Annotated in this window: 11 protein-coding genes, 1 tRNA gene and 2 pseudogenes; 7 read left to right on the forward strand and 7 right to left on the reverse strand. The window is 41.3% G+C overall.

Annotated features, from left to right (window positions below):
• Window positions 1-243: 243 nt before the first annotated feature.
• Both WCP75_RS02810 and WCP75_RS02815 read left to right on the forward strand, forming a co-directional pair.
• Window positions 244-1,350, forward strand: a pseudogene (locus WCP75_RS02810) (tRNA-guanine transglycosylase).
• A 678-nt stretch (window positions 1,351-2,028) separates the two neighbouring features.
• Window positions 2,029-3,254, forward strand: a pseudogene (locus WCP75_RS02815) (MFS transporter).
• A gap of 26 nt (window positions 3,255-3,280) precedes the next feature.
• Here the strand turns inward: WCP75_RS02815 and WCP75_RS02820 are convergent.
• The 3 genes from WCP75_RS02820 to WCP75_RS02830 all read right to left on the reverse strand — a co-directional run bounded on the left by WCP75_RS02820 (window position 3,281) and on the right by WCP75_RS02830 (window position 6,762).
• Entirely contained in the window at window positions 3,281-4,708 is a 1,428-nt protein-coding gene (locus tag WCP75_RS02820) for an MFS transporter (RefSeq protein ID WP_336276744.1), read from the reverse strand.
• A gap of 120 nt (window positions 4,709-4,828) precedes the next feature.
• Window positions 4,829-6,043, reverse strand: a complete 1,215-nt coding sequence (locus WCP75_RS02825; protein ID WP_336276745.1) for an NADP-dependent isocitrate dehydrogenase — start codon at window positions 6,041-6,043, stop codon at window positions 4,829-4,831.
• 644 nt (window positions 6,044-6,687) lie between these two features.
• Window positions 6,688-6,762 (reverse strand) — tRNA-Glu (locus WCP75_RS02830).
• A gap of 232 nt (window positions 6,763-6,994) precedes the next feature.
• Between WCP75_RS02830 and WCP75_RS02835 the strand changes: the two genes are divergently transcribed.
• From WCP75_RS02835 to glpX, 3 genes are all read left to right on the forward strand, one after another.
• Entirely contained in the window at window positions 6,995-7,294 is a 300-nt protein-coding gene (locus WCP75_RS02835; RefSeq protein WP_336276746.1) for a hypothetical protein, read from the forward strand.
• Window positions 7,295-7,827: 533 nt separating this feature from the next.
• Window positions 7,828-9,138 (forward strand): homoserine dehydrogenase, encoded by a 1,311-nt coding sequence (locus tag WCP75_RS02840; RefSeq protein ID WP_336276747.1) that lies wholly within the window; start codon window positions 7,828-7,830, stop codon window positions 9,136-9,138.
• Between the two features lie 157 nt (window positions 9,139-9,295).
• The gene (glpX, locus tag WCP75_RS02845; RefSeq protein WP_336276748.1) at window positions 9,296-10,282 is read left to right on the forward strand and encodes a class II fructose-bisphosphatase; all 987 of its coding nucleotides are present in this window, start codon (window positions 9,296-9,298) and stop codon (window positions 10,280-10,282) included.
• A gap of 95 nt (window positions 10,283-10,377) precedes the next feature.
• Here the strand turns inward: glpX and WCP75_RS02850 are convergent, their stop codons facing one another.
• The 4 genes from WCP75_RS02850 to WCP75_RS02865 form a co-directional block, all read right to left on the reverse strand.
• Window positions 10,378-11,484, reverse strand: a complete 1,107-nt coding sequence (locus tag WCP75_RS02850; RefSeq protein ID WP_336276749.1) for a branched-chain amino acid aminotransferase — start codon at window positions 11,482-11,484, stop codon at window positions 10,378-10,380.
• Between the two features lie 551 nt (window positions 11,485-12,035).
• Window positions 12,036-14,330, reverse strand: a complete 2,295-nt coding sequence (locus WCP75_RS02855) for an SPOR domain-containing protein (RefSeq protein WP_336276750.1) — start codon at window positions 14,328-14,330, stop codon at window positions 12,036-12,038.
• A 122-nt stretch (window positions 14,331-14,452) separates the two neighbouring features.
• A complete protein-coding gene (argS, locus tag WCP75_RS02860) occupies window positions 14,453-16,210 on the reverse strand; it encodes an arginine--tRNA ligase (RefSeq protein ID WP_336276751.1) in 1,758 nt (585 codons plus the stop codon).
• A 30-nt stretch (window positions 16,211-16,240) separates the two neighbouring features.
• On the reverse strand, window positions 16,241-17,440 hold the full coding sequence (locus tag WCP75_RS02865) for a deoxyguanosinetriphosphate triphosphohydrolase (protein ID WP_336276752.1): 1,200 nt from the start codon (window positions 17,438-17,440) through the stop codon (window positions 16,241-16,243).
• Between the two features lie 113 nt (window positions 17,441-17,553).
• On the opposite strand from WCP75_RS02865, the gene erpA reads away from it, so the two are divergent.
• A complete protein-coding gene (erpA, locus tag WCP75_RS02870) occupies window positions 17,554-17,877 on the forward strand; it encodes an iron-sulfur cluster insertion protein ErpA (RefSeq protein WP_336276753.1) in 324 nt (107 codons plus the stop codon).
• A gap of 12 nt (window positions 17,878-17,889) precedes the next feature.
• Window positions 17,890-18,906, forward strand: a complete 1,017-nt coding sequence (locus WCP75_RS02875; RefSeq protein ID WP_503623850.1) for an RgsD C-terminal domain-containing protein — start codon at window positions 17,890-17,892, stop codon at window positions 18,904-18,906.
• Window positions 18,907-18,935 lie beyond the last annotated feature (29 nt).

Here is an 18,935-nt window from a genome sequence, read left to right on the forward strand (position 1 = left end):
CGTTTATTTACTGTCGCTGCGGGTGAGTGTAAGTGTTTTCTTATATCACGCTGTCAAGTACTGTTTATGGCTTTTTGTGGTTGGATTATTGCCAGCGTTCTAGTGATTTGTACGACGGAAGATATTTATTTGTACTATTATCCATTTCTCATGTTGATCACAGTATTTAGGAATCGAAAATAAAGTTAACTAGTAAAATTCGTAATGACGCTATCAGAAAATGGCTTTCTTCTTCCAGTGGCAATGTGGATCCATGGAGCGATAAAGACAAAAGTGACGATAGGAACATTTTACTATAGAAAAATCGCATAATATGTACACCGCAAGGTGGGGAAAAATTATAACGGGACGCGGGCGTATCGCCCATATCGTGTTGGTTGGTACTGCGATAACTTTTCAAGGCTATGATATGTACCAGCTACGTGCTCTTGAGACAGATACCATTTTTGGGTGATGGCTATCATTTTGTTGCAATTGGGAGAAGAATTCGTGGCACGTTGGCCTGGATCTATTTTGGCAGATTCTGGTGGATTTCCAGTTATATCGCTTGTGGGAATTCGCAAAATTAGGGAAAGGGGCGTGATTTTCGCTCTTACATTATGATGGATCACTCTATGAAATGATTCAAAGCGTTTTATTGAAGTTCGAGCGCTTCCTGATCTTGATACTCAGATGCAGCCATAGCTTTATTTTGCTAACGGCCAAAAGTTGTTTTACAATATTGCGCCCACCAAAATGAAAATTCTATTCCAGATTCTGTTTTCTTTTCACTCGCGGGAAGCGCAATACATCAATCCGGCTGATATCGTTCGGGGTAGTATGAGCCTGCGTGGACGTTCTTCCCAAACATGAAAAGAAACCGACTCAAAAGCGTGATATTGAGGGGCTCGCTGTTGGTGGACCACAGAGCATCATAATGGCTGTATTATGCGTTATTTTTTCGATTTTGCCAGAGGATAAGCCATATTATTTCATGGATGTAGGAGCGCCCGATGATATTCTAGAAAGTGTTTCCCTTGGCGTTAACGTTGATATGTTTAATTGCGCCATACGAATGCGTACGATGGGACGCTACGGTTTGGTTTTACGCGCTTTGGTCGGGTTAATTTACGCAACTCATATTATGCAGAGGACAAACACCCACTTGATCCGAAGTCACTTTATCCTGCTGAACACGATGACAGTTGTGCGTACCTGCATTATTTGACCAAATCCGAAGAGTCTCTTCCCGGTATGTTATTAACATGGAATAATATCTATTATCAATAAGTTATTCGAGTAATTTGTGATTCCGTTGAGGCGGGATGTTATGTTGGTTTCTGTGCTGAAACGTGTACTTTATGGATGTAAAGGCGATGAAAAATTGGTGATAATGCTATAATGTTTGTCTTTTTCACGGTTCTTAACTCGCTCATCAAAGGCTATTTTTTATTAAGGGTATGGTTGCTTGATGATGCTTTCTAAAAGCGCAAAACTGCGCGGCTCAAAAAGATGCTGCGCAGTTTTGTCCGTGCTATTTTTTTTACAGCTGTATTCCCGAACGGAAACTACTGCTCCAGTACGCGCTACCAGACCCAGAGAAAAACAGCCTGTTTCCGTTTCTGGTAGTCATTCTAGATCAACAACGTTAATGAGGAGTTAGTGAAGCTTTAAAGAAACGTAAAAATTACATTTTGGTGAATATTTTTCATTCTTTATTGTGAATAGTGAAATATAGACAGAATATATGGTAATGAACTTCACTAAGGGTAGAATAGTTTTGGTTAACTTACTGTTTAATTAGAAATTTTATAAATTTTTGTGTAACACTGAAAGTCGCCTGATTTTTACGGGAGCGGCATCTCGATGATTGAAATTTTCTCTGGATAGAGGGGTATCGTGGTCGCGTTCTTGTATCACCATAAAAAATTTAATATCCTTTCTTTTACGAAAAAAAATACTTTTGTGTATCCATAAAAAACTTTGGATGTGGGGACGTTCCAGCTTATTTATGTCGCAGATTTCATGATTAAAGCACGATTATACAAAATGGTAACAATGAAAAATTTTCATAAAAAAGTTCTATTTCATCTTTTGGGATTGATCCTAAAATGCAGCGTTTAGCATTTTTCTCTCTTGCAGTTGGAAGCTTTTCTATCGGTACTGCTGAATTTGTTGCAATGGGTTTACAGCCAGAGATGGCCAAAAGCTCATATGTTGATATTCCAACAGCCGGCCAGTATATTTCTGCTTATGCATTGGGAGTTGTTTTTGGAGCTCCTCTTTTGGCTGTCGCGACAGCTAAGCTATCACGTAAAACTGTTCTGATAGGATTGATGTTTTTTTATGCGATAGCAAATGCTTCTAGTGCCCTTTTTTCTAATTTTAATGTATTGGTAATGTTGCGATTTATTAGTGGTCTTCCACATGGAGCTTATTTCGGTCTCGCAACTATGGTCGCGTCTTCAATGGTTGAAGCAAAGGAAAGTTCTAAAGCTGTTGGCAGTGTTATGCTTGGTTTGACGATTGCAACAGTTTTGGGGGCTCCAGGCGCGACATGGATCGGACAGCTAATTGGTTGGCAGGTCGCTTTCGTTCTGGTAGGAGCTATCGCTTCATTGTGTTGTTTGCTCATTTGGAAGTTTTTGCCTGCTGTTTCGAATGTTCCGCAAACGAGTCCTCTTCGCGAGTTGAGAGCATTAAAGCAAAAGCAGGTGTGGATACTCTTAGTAATGGTATCGGTTGGCTCATCGGGGCTATTTTCCATTTTCGCTTACATTAAGTCAACGTTAATTCATGTTTCAGGTATCTCGATTGATTGGGTTCCATTTATTATGCCGTTAATTGGGCTTGGAATGGTTGTTGGCAATCTTTTTGGTCCTAAATTCGCAGTTAAAGTCGGTACTTCGAGGATGATTTTTTTCTCTATGCTTTGGAGTGCGTTTGTTTTTTTTCTTTTCTTCTTTTTATCTCAAACTCCGTCGACAGCAGCGTTAGGATGCTTCCTAATCGGTACTTCTTTTGCATCCATGCCTTCTATACAAACTAAAATTATGGATGTCTCTGTGCATGGAAAGATTTTAGCAGGTGCACTAATGCAGTCTGCTTTCAATATTGCTAATGCTCTTGGGGCGGAATCTGGGGCGTTGGTTTTAAAGTTAGGTTATAGTCATAAATACACTGCTGTTTTGGGAGGTGTTTTGGCTTTGTTTGGACTGTTGATTTTTTGCTTTTCATGGTGCGTAGAAAAACGCGATCAATGCTCACAGAAATGATGAGCATTTTGCAAAGAGGAAAATAATTAGCCACCTGATTTCCCAGTTGGGTTTCTGGACATACTGCGGGCAATGCGCAGAGAGAGTGGTATACCAAGGCAAAATAAAAGTCCGACGAGTGTTGCAAGAAGGGCTTTTGCTGCGAAAATCATCCCGGGAATTCCTCCAGGATTAATTAAGCCAGCAAGATTGGTAATTGTCCCTGCTAGTGTTGCACTTAAAGCTGCCGAAAATAGCTGTACAGATGTAAGAGATTCGCCAGCACGTAAAGCGTCTTTGTCGCTTGCGCATCGTAATATTCGCGTTAACAAATGTGGCCACGCTACACCAGCGCTGATTCCTATAGCAAATAATGCTACGCAAATGATGGGAGTATAGCCGGGGATGGTAACTTCCGTCGGGACAATCCATAAAAGAGCACTTATGCTCAAAAGTGTTAATACAGGGGAATAAGTAATGATATTGCGAATTTTTTTCTCGGACGCACTAGAACTTGATACAGAACCGCATGTCCAACCAAAGCTTATCAACGACGCTATATAACCAGCAATGAGCGGATCCTGTCCATGAAGCACTTGGAGAAAAAGAGGAAAATATAACTCTATACTATAGGCTACAATAGTCATAACGAGTATTAATAAATAAACAGAAAAGAAATCAGAAGAGAAAGAAAAAGTTTTATGTGGCAGCATAGGATGAAGCGCGGATGATTCGATTTTTGCTAAGGCAAAGAGTAGGATAAATCCAATAACTAAACCAGAAATTTGTGCAATTGTAGTATCCATCATTCCACCAACGGAAATACTGAAAATTAAAGAAACAAGTGTGAGGAGCTGCAGAAAGGGGAGTGGGGATTTTGGAATATGATTTTCATTTTCTTTTGGTAGAATCTTCGATGCTAGGAGCAAGAAAACTATTGCTAATGAGCCGATCACCAAAAAGGATATTCTCCACATACCACATTGCACTGAAATGCCACCAATGGCCGGTCCCAATAAAGTCGATATTCCCCATATCGCAGAAATAATGCTAAATACGTGCGACCATAAAGATGGACTGAAAATGATGCGGACCATAGAATAAGATAAAGACAGCAAAGAGCCGCTTCCAAAGCCTTGGATAAGACGTCCTACTAAAAACAATGGCATAGTTGGGGAGATACTACAAATGAAGGTACCAATGGTAAAAACAAGCCCCGCGACAATATAAGCTCTGCGGGGGCCCATTTGTTCTAACATCTTTGTCGATAAAGAAGTACCGAGGAGGGAGGCTGTAACAAAAACAGTCACGACCCAGGAATAATACAACCCGCCGCCAATATCTTCTAAAAGAGAGGGCAAAATAGTGATAACAACATAAACATTGATAGCGTGCAAAGCAACACCGCCCGTAAATGTCAAAGAGCGGACACCATCCTTCCCCCCTAAAAGCACAGACCAGCCTCGTTTTTTCACTATTTTTACTATTCAATAGAGTATCAATCTCTCCCACTTATAAGGCAGTTATTTAAATTTTCCAAGAAGAAATTCAAAGCTCTTCTTTTGTAGAGCTTTGAAATTTAAATTAATTGCAGTTCAATCAAGAACTGTTTTTTGAAGGTTTTCAGCAATTTTATCAAGAAATCCCGTCGTGGAAAGCCATTTTTGTTTAGGTCCTATCAAAAGCGCAAGATCTTTCGTCATAAAACCTTCTTCAACAGTTTTGATACAGACCTCCTCCAACGTTGTTGCGAATTTTTTTAATTTTGCATTATCGTCTAGCTTTGCACGGTGTGCCAATCCGCGTGTCCACGCGAAAATAGAAGCAATGGAATTGGTCGATGTTTCTTCATTTTTTTGATGCTGGCGATAATGACGCGTCACTGTACCATGCGCAGCCTCTGCTTCGACGGTTTTACCGTCTGCTGTCATGAGAACGGAAGTCATAAGTCCCAAGGAGCCAAAGCCTTGAGCGACGATATCTGACTGAACGTCACCATCATAATTTTTGCACGCCCAAACATAACCACCGGACCATTTAAGCGCAGAAGCAACCATGTCATCAATCAGACGATGTTCATAATACAATTTACGGCTTTCAAATTCCTCTTTAAATTCTTTATCAAACACTTCCTGAAAGATGTCTTTAAAGCGTCCGTCATAAGCCTTCAAAATAGTGTTTTTTGTAGAAAGATAAACCGGAATATTTCGTTGTAACCCATAATTGAAAGATGCGCGAGCAAAATCACGAACCGATTCATCAAGATTATACATAGCCATGGCGATACCCGAACTTGGTGCATCAAAGACGTCATGTTCGATGATTTTGTTGTCTTCCCCAACAAACTTAATAGTTAATTTTCCTTTACCAGGAAACTTGAAGTCAGTGGCTTTATATTGATCACCAAAAGCATGGCGCCCGACAATAATTGGCTTTGTCCAGTTAGGAACGAGGCGCGGAACATTTTTGCAGATAATGGGCTCACGAAAAATCGTTCCTCCTAAAACATTGCGGATCGTACCATTAGGTGATTTCCACATTTTTTTTAGATTAAATTCCTTAACACGCAATTCATCAGGAGTAATGGTTGCACACTTTATACCAACCCCGTGTTGTTTGATAGCATTAGCAGAATCAATCGTTACTTGATCATCAGTCGCATCGCGATTTTCTATGGAAAGATCGTAATACTTCAGATCGATATCGAGGTAGGGATGAATTAGCCTTTCCTTGATATATTTCCAGATAACACGAGTCATTTCATCTCCGTCGATTTCCACAACAGGATTTTCTACTTTTATTTTGGTCATTGATGGTCCTTTTCCTGAGACGATATTACTTTAATATGGGTTATCATAAAAAGTAAGCAATAGGAATGATAGAAGTACTATCAAATGTGATCTTGTTAAAATCTCTTTTGTGAAAAGAGATAAAAGATTGCTCTTACAGAGGAGCGGTGGACACGGTACGTGTCCATTTATTGTATGTTTTATGAAAAAGTTGATTTTGCCAAAAATCGTATGTGAAGATTTATCGAGGATATAGAACTTAAGTTTCTTGATGAGGTACTTTGTTCAGTTATTTGATAATGTTTTGTCATTTTAATTACAAAATCATGAAACGCCGGATTATATGGGCGAAACAGAAAATCATTATTAAATCGCTATTGGGTTTTTGCATCATTTTATTTCCAAGACTACAGGCTCACAGGTTATTCCAGCGTAGCGCTGAACACACCAAGATGGCTCGCGGGTTTTTGTCCATAAAAACACTGTGAACCTTTGTTTTAACTTAACTTTGACCTCTGATAATTATACACACAAAAACACTATCCGCTTCTCAGAGAGATGATAGGCGATATCACACAACAACCTGTGTGACTTTTTGTACGCAACAGCGCTAAGAAAAAGCCATCCTTTGATTATTCACGGAAAAAACAAATACAACAACACAATGGTACGCCCAAGGGGAATCGAACCCCTGTTTCCGCCGTGAAAGGGCGGCGTCCTAACCGCTAGACGATGGGCGCAAACCGATGATGAGGCTTATAGAGAGTATCTTTTTACTTCGCAAGCCCCATATGTAATTTTTTTTAAAAAACGTGCTTCATTGAATTGTTTTTGAATGTGCCTACATTACTTCCATCTAGGTCGCTTCGTCTTTTAAAGTTTTGAAGTATACGACAGGCTAAAAAAGCTATGGTATTGGCGAAATTATGGCCTAGTGGTGTTTTTTGTATTTTTAATTTGAGGGATAGAAAAATGATGAAATCAGCGGCTTCCGCGTTGCGCGTATTTTCCTACTTTACTTTACTCTTCATTGTGGGGTGTGTGCAAGATGGGAATATGGATTCGCATACCGAAAGTTTTTCATTTACCCGGGGATATTCTGTAACAAAAGAGCGTGGTCATTCGGATTTTTTGGAAAAACCGAGAACTGCTGCAGAACATTTTACTGAAACAGAGAGACGGAGAACTGTTAACAAATTAACGGAGAGTGCAGAGCACGTAAAAACTTTTTCCAGAGAGAAAAGCACGAGTTCACATTTTTCAATTAAGTAAGGCGGGAAGGGATGCACATAACGAAGCTGAGGAAGCACTAAGGAAGATTGAACAGGGCATAGGTCGGTAATTATTCTTTTTTGTATTCTCGGTGTGACCAACTGAAACATTAAAAAGAGACCCCGGAGTGTTTTCTCCGGGCGAAGGTCCCCGATGTGGCGGGTTTTGCTGATTTTTGCAAATTCTTCCTTGTAAGTGGGAATATTAAAGCAATCGTTGTTTTTTCATGTCATCTCGCATTCTGAAATTGGGCTATGCATAAGGGGGGGATACGCGCTGCGTTATTGTGAGCATTGGTGTACAATGGTGTTCTGCATTCTATTACTGTTATTATTTTAGAAGGCACGGATTTGTATTTTCGAGAATTAATTGAGGAGGCGGGATCTTTGAATTGGAAGTAGGTTTTGTGTTTCATAAAGGAGCAGAAGTCTCTTTCCACATTTGTTTCACATTGATTATTGATAAACATTCTTTACCTTGTATTGCAATAGCTTAGGTGTCTTTTTTAAAGATAAAGGATAGGCAGTTTAATAATGGCAGAAGCTTTAAAAATTGGTGTTGGAGGTCTTGGTACGGTTGGGACTTCGGTCGTTCGGATTTTACACGAAAAAGCAACTAGTTTAGCCTGCCAGTGTGGACGGCCAATCAGGGTTGTTGCCGTTAGTGCGCGTGATAGAGACCGTGATCGTGGAATAGATTTAAGTAACGTAAAATGGTTTGACTCTCCTGTAGATATGGCTGTTTCTGATGAGATTGATGTCTTTGTTGAGCTAATTGGTGGTGGGTTAAGCATTGTACACGAGGCGGTCAAAAGGGCGATAGAGGCAGGTCATCACGTCGTCACTGCAAACAAGGCACTCCTTGCGCAGCACGGGGGAGAACTCGCTGTTAGTGCGGAAAAAAAAGGCGTCTTCCTCAACTTCGAAGCTGCTGTCGCCGGTGGAATTCCCATCATAAAGCCAATAAGGGAATCTCTCTCTGGTAATCACATATCGCGAGTTTATGGCATTTTAAATGGGACCTGTAACTATATATTAACGCGTATGCTTGCCGAAGGTACTTCATTCAAAGATTGTTTGGAAGATGCACAGAGGCTCGGTTATGCTGAGGCTGATCCGTCTTCTGATATTGGAGGAAAAGATACAGCCCATAAACTCGCTTTATTAACAAGTTTGGCATTTGGAACAGCTATTTCACTAGATGATGTTTACATTGAAGGAATTAATAACATCTCACAGATTGATATACGTGCAGCTGACGAATTAGGCTATCGCATTAAACTTTTAGGGGTTGCGCTAAAAACAAATTCTGGAATTGAGCAGCGTGTTCATCCAACGATGGTCCCGATATCATCGGTGGTTGCGCAAATTAATGGTGTAACTAATGCTGTTTCTATTAAAAGCGATTTGTTAGGCGAGCTATTGTTTTCCGGTCCCGGTGCTGGAGGAATGGCGACGGCATCGGCGGTTATTGGCGACTTAGCTGATATCGCAAAGGCGCGCCTCAGTTTTCGATACACACCTGTTTTAGGGGTACCGACATCGGCGCTCGCTCCTTATAAGAGGGCACATATCACCAATCATGCAGGTGGTTATTTCATCCGTTTAAGCGTTCATGATCGCGCTGGTGTTTTTGCGGCGGTTGCAAGGCACATGGCTAACAATAATATTTCATTAGAGTCAATCGTACAAAAACCTTTTACAAAAAGCCAAGTTGTAAAAACAATCATTCTAATAACACACGAGACAACAGAGATGGATGTACGGCAGGCACTTGCTGCAATTGAAAAAGATGGTCATCTCGTTGCAAAATCTCAATTTATCCGTATTGAACGTATGACCTGAGAGATTTATGATTCATTGCATAATGACTGGCGAGAATGGATGAAAGTTTTGGTCTTTTTCTTTTGTGGAAAATTTTTATCTTTGCAAAAATCTTTATCTTGATGTTTTATGATAAATGCTAATGTTTTCCCCAGTGTTTATTTGATAGGATTTTTATATGCTCACAGCTCAGAAAAGTTTAAATGGACTTGATCGTGTCTTAACGCTTGAATTGGTACGTGTTACCGAACGTGCTGCTGTTGCATCTGCGCGCTGGCGCGGACGTGGTGACGAAAAAGCTGCTGATAAAGCTGCTGTGGATGCAATGCGCTGGGAACTCAATCGTTTGCCTGTTGATGGTACAGTAGTGATTGGCGAAGGCGAGCGCGACGAGGCCCCGATGCTTTATATTGGCGAAAAAGTAGGGCTAAAAAACGGATTAGCAGTTGATATCGCGCTTGATCCGCTTGAAGGAACCACAATTTGTGCGAAAAATCTTCCCAATTCTTTAGCTGTAGTTGCGATAGCTGAAAAGGGGAATTTGCTTTATGCACCCGATGTTTATATGGAAAAAATTGCTATTGGTCCTGGCTATCCGAAAGGGGTGGTTGATATAGATGCTGATCCTGCTGATAATATCCATGCCCTTGCAAAAGCCAAAGGAGTGGCTGTCAATCAGATTACTGCTTGCATCATGGATCGACCTCGTCATGCGAAGTTGATCAACAGAGTGCGTGCAACGGGCGCGTCAATTCGCTTAATTGGCGATGGTGATGTTGCAGCTGTCATCCATACAACTGATCCATATGAAACGGGTATAGATATTTATATGGGTATTGGCGGGGCACCGGAAGGCGTATTAGCTGCTGCAGCTTTGCGCTGCGTTGGTGGGCAGATGCAAGCGCGCCTACAACTTGATACAAAAGAAAAAATTGTGCGTGCAGCCAAAATGGGAATTCATGATCCGAATAAAATTTACACGATGGAAGAAATGGCGAAGGGAGACGTCCTATTTTCCGCCACGGGCGTAACTGACGGCAACATGCTTTCGGGCGTCAAGTTCACTCCAGACTATATCCAAACAGAAACTCTCGTCATGCGTTCACACACAGGAACAGTGCGTAATATTAAAGCGCAACATAGAGACCTCTCGAAGTTCGGTTAATGCCCTTTATGGTTACACCACAAAAGTACACCTACAACCATCCTCTACAAGGCGCAGGAAACTCCTGAAAATGCGCGCTGAGAGCATCCTAATCATCACGATAATTGGACAGAATATGTCCAACTATTTGTGTCTTCGATATTTCCTCTTTGTAAATCAATTAATTGTTCACGAAGCTTTTCTGTGACCTTTCCGATCGTTTCGTTCCCAATAGAGAACTCTCCATCTTTATATCTAAAACAACCAATTGGCGTGACAACAGCAGCAGTTCCACAAGCGAAAGCTTCTTCAAGATGGCCGCTTTGCGCATCTTTTTTGAGTGATTCAAGAGAGTAAGGGCGCTCTTCTACCGTTAATCCCATTTGTTGTGCCAACTTTAAAATTGAATGACGCGTTATTCCTGGGAGAATAGTTCCATTCAGCGGAGGTGTAACAAGTGTCTTATTTTTCATAATGAAACAAACGTTCATGCCACCTAATTCTTCAATCCACTTATGCTCAACCATATCCAGGAAGAGCACTTGGTCGCAACCATTTTGCGCAGCACTACTTTGCGCAAGCAAACCTGCTGCGTAGTTGCCGCCACATTTTGCAGCCCCCGTTCCACCTGGACCAGCGCGGCTATAATCTCCTTCGATCCACACTCTGACAGATCTTCCTCCCCCTTTAAAATACGATTCAACAGGAGACGCTATAATACAAAAAACACACTCTCGGGAAGGATGAACTTTCAAAATATTTTCGTTGCCAAACATAAATGGGCGTATATAAAGACTCATATTCGGACGGTCCGAAACCCAACGCTGATCGATTCTTACTAAGTGGTTAATCGCATCTAAAAAAACATTCTCCGGTAATTCAGGCATGGCCAACCGTCGCGCTGATTCTGTAAAACGCTTTGCATTGGCATCAGGGCGAAATAACAGGATACGCCCATCTCTTGCGCGGTAGGCTTTTAAACCTTCAAAAATTTCTTGACCATAATGAAAAACAGTACTTGCTGGATCAACTTCTAAAGATTTGTATCGAGAAATGACAGCACTGTGCCAACCTTTGCCTTCGGTCCAACGAACAACACCCATGTGATCCGTGAAAAACTGACCAAAACCAGGATTTTTTAAAATTTTCTCTCGGTCTTCATTTGATAAAGGCGATGGATGCTTTTCTATTTTAAACGTAAGCGACGATGCAGAAGATTCCATATGCAAAATTTTCCAAAGTACACAATTGATTTCATTTCAGCAGAAAAATAACCTCATTATGATATTATGATGATTATTTCTTTTAAATCAATATATTATTGTAAATTCTAAAGCGTAAACCATTGTATTATACTTCTACCCTGGATTTATTGTCACGATTTTTTTACCAAATAATTCAAAATTTTTTGCAACAAACTTTACTTTGCAAAGCAGGGGTCCGGGTCCGCTATCATAGTGTACTACCCGGATGATGGGATATGAAAATGACAAAAAACCCCCCCTCATAATTCACAATTAACAAAAACCGCAAAAACACGATAAACCCAACAATTACAGGGAAAATAGACCGTGAATGCAGAATAATTTAGTTCAGAAAAACATTATCACTTCCGCTATGGCTTTATTCATTTTTCTCTAAGCCTTGAGGATGCTCGAAGAAAGCACCCCATCAAAAATGCTGCCAACGTTAAGGATTTTGTAAAAAAACACAACCTAAATTTCCAAAACAAACCACCACTGATGCGGCGATTACCGAAATCATCATGCTACCTTTAACGTGTGATGAAACAATTTCCACCAGAACTTTTAATATCCTCACAAAGGTTTATAGCCTCATTACGATTTTGAGTTAGTATCCTAACACGGTAATAAGTCCCCTTTCCAGATATAAAAGCAGGTTGAATGTTTAAAGGACGTGACCCAATAAGATATCCAAATTTATACTTTATATTCTGCAAAGAATCCTGAGCTAATGCTGATGTGGGCTGGGATGCGACTTGCACGTAATAATTTTCCGAACTCTGCGCCGCCACTTGGGTGGTCGAATTTAAATGAGAGGCAGAATGTCCTTGCACATCTGGGTCAAATTTTGCACGCGAAGGAATTGGCACAGACGCGATATCAGGGACAGCAGAAACATCTGTATCCATTTCATCTGTAGAAGCTGAAAGACTACGGCCCGCTTCACTTTGATCTTCTTCAGAAAATTTCGGAGAAGTCGAAAATGCATCCTTATACTGATCTACGGTAGAATCTTCAATTACTTCGTGATCATCAACAGATTCTGTTCCTTGATCATACACCGGACTTGATACGATTTCACCATCTTTCTCTATAACAACGGCTTGGACTTCCCGTGTTGGAACGGTACGGTCCGTAGCTTCCTGAATTGCATCTTCAATGCCATCCTCATCGAAAAAAGGAGGCAAAATATCCTCGGAATCTTGCTGGTTCAATGATGTCAAATCTTCAGGCGCTTCGGAATCATCAATAAGAAATCTTTGCGCAGTTTCCTGCTGCTCATTTTGTTCAGTTGCTTGTTTATAGACATCCAAATTATGGGGAAAAGCATTTTCAACCTCGGTTGTTTCTGGCTTCAATTTAAAAGGAGCATCATCCGCATGGATAATAAGCGAGCCTTCGCTTTGTCGTGATGACACAAAAAAACGAGAATAACCGATGAAACTAATTACTATCAACGCGAGAAAAACAGTACTTCTTACAACAATTTTCTTTTCCATAAAAGTTCTCGGAGAGAGAACTGCCGAAGTACCAACAACCGACTCGCTCTTATCCTCGTGTGACGAATTCCCAGCAAAAGAAGGAGGATAATATCCCATTTCATCGGCAGAAAAATAACCAGTGGCATTTTTCTCTTCGGCACCCACATGCACATCCGCCACTGGATTCTGCGCGGCTTGGTGAAAAATGTCGTTTAAGCCTTTATCTTCTTGTTGCCGTGAGAACTTCTTTTCCGAGGCATTTCCCACGTTAAAAACATCAGCAAATTCCTCCTGAAGGTTATCAACTGGCACATCGTATTCCGGAGCTGTGTACGGAACCTCTGGAACCATAATTGGTCCAGTCTTTTCTACCATCTCTTCTGCAAATTTGTACGTATCAACACAGGGGGAAAGATTATCTCTGTGGGTGCGACCCTCCACGTGAAAAGCTGTTTGCGCAGCACCAAAAACACCCTTGGACGAACGTAAACCATCCAAATTGCTCTGATCATAAAAAAACTCTCTTCCACTGCCCTCATCGTGGGAGAGCTCCGCGTTACCGATTCGCTGAGTCCGAGGGCCACTATACTCTGACTCCGAGTTTCCTGCAATCCGGGGGTCTCGACCCAAAGACTTCTCTTCGTCAAATTTAGGGTAGTTGTCGGCATCAACCCTACGCGGATAGTTCACGGAAGCACTGTGAGATGTCTGATCACTGTCATAACTTTGTCGCAAACTACCAGTTTCTGGGTGTCTCGCAGAAACTTGCGAGGAAGCGGGAGTTCGCTCGCTGGGGGCCGTGTGCACGTTGTTGTCCCGCGAACTCAGACCGCCAAAAAAAACTTCTGGTTGTGTGCCGAAGCTGCCTTCTCCGAGAAGTGATGTTGTTCCGCTTCGGGCCTGCTGATTCTTTTGAATAGGTAACGGAGATAGCGCGTCTAAAATTTGCTCTTCATCCTGATCCGTATTTCCGGAGTGTAATTCCCTAGATGGAGAAACACTCTGTTCTGTAAACCTAACATCAGCCATTTTCGCGTTTGCTGAAGAAGATGGTTCACTTGGATAAACCTGCGGTTCCCAGCGCTGATTCTTACCACCAAACGATACATCATCACTTAAATCATTCTCAAGCTCTTCCTCCAGGAACGATAAATCAAAATCTTTGTCTCGGAACGAAACTTCGGGGGTTTGAGGTGTTGATTGACCAGATCGTAGCGGAGGCAAAGCACTTCTATCTCCGCTTCGTTTTTCTGAATTAAAATTCTGCGCAAGTCCCTCTACAGGATCATATAACTCACTCTTCCGTTCTGTTTCTTGCAAATTTTTGCGATTATCATCGCCCATGGCTTCTCTCACATAATGTAGCAAACGCTTAATTTTAATTTATTATATCTTAAATATCTTCACGAAAGAACATACAAAAAATACCAACGGCCCCCTCCATTTTATGAATTTATGGAACTTTTTCAACGCATTTCTTCTGTTGCTTCTACTCCGACAATTGCAAGTCCTGATGATAAAATATTCATGACAGCTTTTATCAATCCTAATCTGGCAAATGACAATTCCTGATCATTAGGTCTAATAAAGCGCAAATCAGGAGATTCGCTTCCTTTATTCCAATGTGCATGGAAAATTGAAGCAAGATCATAAAGATAAAACGCCAACCTATGCGGTTCTCTGTAAATTACTGCTTGCTCGATAACGCGCGGATATTCAGCGAGTTTACGTATTAAAAATATCTCATTGTCATTTGTTAATCGACCAAGGTGTTCAATCAGTATGTCGTTTGAAAAATTTTCAATAAGAAAAGTTTCTTTCGCCTGACGAAAAACCGAGTGGCAGCGTGCGCTCGCGTATTGTACGTAGAAGATAGGATTATCTTTTGATTGCTCTGTCACCTTTAAAAAATCAAAATCTAGAGGTACTTCACATTTACGGTACAGCATCATAAAACGCACTGAATCACGACCAACTTCTTCCACGACATCACGCAAAGTAACAAAAGAACCAGCTCTTTTTGACATGCGCACAGGCCGGCCGTCGCGAAAAAGTTTTACCAATTGACACAAAAAAACGCTTAATTTGGCCTTGTCACCAGAGATAGCCTTTGCCATCGCCTCTAATCGCTTCACATAGCCAGCGTGGTCTGCACCCAAGATATAAATCATTTCATCAAAATGACGGTTAAATTTGTTGCGAAAATAAGCTACATCAGTAGCAAAATAGGTATAAGAGCCGTCAGCCTTAACCAAGACACGGTCCTGGTCATCCCCAACATAAGTCGAACGAAACAAAGTCTGCTCACTCGATTCCCAGTCGTCTACACTTTGTCCTTTTGGTGGTGGCAGTTTACCCTTATAAATATAGCCATTCAAGGTAAGTTCGTTAATCGTGCTACGTATAGCCTGCGCATCGTCTACATAAAGTGTTTGCTCCGAAAAAAAGACATCATGGCGAATGTTAAGAGCGGATAAATCTTTTCGAATCATCGACATCATTGCATCAACTGCACGTTTTTTTATTATGTACAAGGCCTCACCTTCATCCATGGTAATTAATTTATCACCGAATTCTTGAGCAAGTGATTGACCCAATGGTACTAGGTATTCGCCTGGATATAAGCCTTCTGGAATTTCATTAATTTCTTGCCCAAGGGCCTCTCGATAGCGCAAAAATACGGAACGGGCGAGTGTTTCGATTTGTCCACCAGCATCGTTAACATAATATTCCCTCGTGACGTTATAGCCAACAAATTGCAACAAATTGGAGAAGACGTCTCCAACAACAGCGCCTCGGCAATGCCCGACATGCATCGGACCGGTTGGATTCGCTGATACGTACTCAACATTGACGCATTTTTTCTGTCCCATTGGAGTACTACCGTAGGAAACACCTAACTCAAGCATGGATTTTACCGCGTCCTGCCAAAATGACTTTGTAAGTTTTATGTTGATAAAACCGGGACCGGCAACCTCAATATTTTCAACAGAGGAATCATTTCTAAGGAATTTTATAATTTCTTCGGCAAGCGCGCGTGGGCCTAGCCCAATGGGTTTTGCGAGCACCATAGCAGCGTTAGTTGACAAATCGCCGTACGAAGAATCTCGCGGGGGGTCCACAGTGATTTTTGATAAATCCAAACCTTCACCATTTTTCCCTTTCAGACCAGATAATTCGAGAGATTTTTTGATTTTTTTCTCGAATTTTTTAAAAATATTCATATCCAACTTCCGTAATACATTTAAAGTCAATTAAGCAAAATTATCTGTATGATTAAATAAGCGGTGGTACTCACGTAGAGCATAGTTATCGGTCATACCTGAAAGAAAATCGGCAACGAGACGCGCCGATTCTTGACTCGTTAGGTGAGCCGCCTTGTTCCTCCAGCCTTCGGGCATTAGATCTGGGTTTTTATAATAACAGTCAAACAGATTTTCTACAACGCATTTCGCCGTGTTTCGGCGATCGAGGACTTGATCATGGTTATATAGATTCTTAAACAAAAAATCCTTCAATTCTCTTTCATATGTGGCCATCGTATGGGAAAAAGCAATAACGGTCTGTCCTGCTTGGCGTATGTCGTCTACACTCTTGGGCTTAATATGTTCCAAATTTTCTTGCGATTGTTTAACGACGTCTTCAACCATAACCGCTGTTTGCTTGCGCACCAGTTGGTATCCTAGTCGATTTTGATCAAGCTTTGGATGTTCTTGCTTTATGTCCTTCAATAACGACGCGGTCAGGAACACCTGCTCGAATTGATCAATTGTTAGGAAGTTAGAACGTAAACCATCATCAATATCGTGAGCATTGTAAGCAATATCGTCCGCAATAGCGGCACACTGCGCCTCGAGCCCTGCAAAGTGGCTAAGTTCAAGATCATGCTTTTCGTTATATCTCAGAATATCAGGTGGAACTTCTCTTCCGTTGGCATAAGGACCTAAAAGAGGACCATTATGCTTCACGAGTCCTTCAAGCGTTTCCCAGGTAAGGTTAAGCCCATCGAAATCTGCATAACGCTGCTCTAGTTCTGTAACAATACGCAGCGCTTGTGCATTATGATCAAAACCGCCATAATCAGCCATTATTTCATTCAGGACGTCTTCTCCTGCATGTCCAAAGGGTGTATGTCCGAAGTCGTGAGCAAGGGCAATTGCTTCAGAAAGATCCTCATCAAGGCACAATGCACGGGCTATCGTCCGCGCAATTTGGGCCACCTCTATCGAATGTGTAAGCCGGGTACGGTAGTAATCGCTTTCATTTGCAGTAAATACCTGTGTTTTATGTTTAAGGCGCCGGAATGCGTTGGAATAGATGATACGATCTCTATCTCTTTGGAAGGGCGATCGCAGAGAGGTCTCGGTTTCGTAGAATAATCTGCCTCGGCTGGTTTTTGGGTCGGCACTGTATACCGCCCGGAATCGGTCGCTGACATTATTGCGTATATCCATTGCAAGCTATCCATTTTTAGCCTAAATTCAAACCAGCTTATCGCTAATAAGCTTTTATTCGTCCAGGATACCTCTTCTTGACAGTTTAATGCAAGGATAAAGGAATATGAAAAATGGGTGTGGATATTTCAGATTTTGCTGCAAAGCAGATTGCGCAGATACTCTCAAATGAGCCAGACAAAGTAGGTCTACGCATTTCTGTTGAAGGCGGCGGATGTTCCGGTTTTTCCTATAAATATGATTTGGTTTCTGAAAGCAAAGAGGATGACTTCATTCTTAAGAAAAATGGAGCAGTCGTTTTGATCGATTCATTGTCTCTCTCGTTCATGGATGGAGCTCAAATCGATTTTGTTGACGATCTTATGGGACAGTCCTTTCAAATCCGTAATCCTAACGCTGCTTCATCGTGTGGTTGCGGCGTGAGTTTTTCTATTTAAAATGGTAATCATGTGACATTATTTCTTGCAAAAATTAGCACTCTCAATGATAACCGGGTAATGGTTGATATTACAAAAATACTGCGTCGGTTTTTGTGTCCGCTTGTGATATGCGTTTTGTTGTTCGGGGGTGATTGTGCGTCTGCTGAGGAAGAAATAGGGCAGAATCACCAGCAAAAAGGACCGACGAGCTTTACCGTAAAGTCTCGAGATCATGAAAAAGAAGATTTATTTTCTCAAGCTCAGTTAGTATTGCATGCTCGGTTAACGAGTGGTGGAGAGAGTATCACACAGGGATTGGTGTGGCGTGTTTACACCTCCGCTATAGGGGTTGATAATAAATTACCACTGATTGCGACCTCTGAGGGCGGAAGCGCGAGTTTTAATTTGAAAGCAGGGAGTTATCTGGTTCACGTTTCATTCGGTCGTGCAACTTTTGCTCAGCGTGTAGATCTAGAAAATGGACAAACCCTCACCAAAAATTTTGTTCTCGATGCTGGGGGAGTTATTTTTGATGCCACACTGCTTAATGGTGCAATTAACAAGAAGGATTTGCTTTTCACCTTATATGAAGATGCGAAGGAAAACGACGACACTGGTGTGATTTTATCAAATATCAAACCTCAATCGATCGTACGTTTAAAAGCTGGTCGTTATCACGTTGTTTCCTATTACGGCTCTATTAATGCTGTCGTTCGTTCAGATATTCAAGTTGATGCAGGTAAAATTACCGAAGTTAGTCTTGAACATCAAGCTGCTCAAGTTATCCTAAAATTAGTGCGTCAAAAAGGTGGCGAAGCGCTAGCAGATACAAGTTGGTCTATCACCAACGATTCCGGTGATATCATTTATGAAACTGCTGGCGCTTATGTTTCGCTTGTGTTAGTTGAGGGCGATTATATTGCAATCGCCAAAAATAAGGACAAAATTTATCAAAAAACTTTTTCGGTTTCCTCCGGTCATGATAAAGATGTGAGTGTTGTGGCAGATACGCAGAATATGCAAAAAATTGAAAATACAGTAGATTGATGATCTCTTCGAGTGCAGTTTTAGATTGA

The organism is Bartonella numerosa, from assembly GCF_037070845.1.
Classification (GTDB): domain Bacteria; phylum Pseudomonadota; class Alphaproteobacteria; order Rhizobiales; family Rhizobiaceae; genus Bartonella.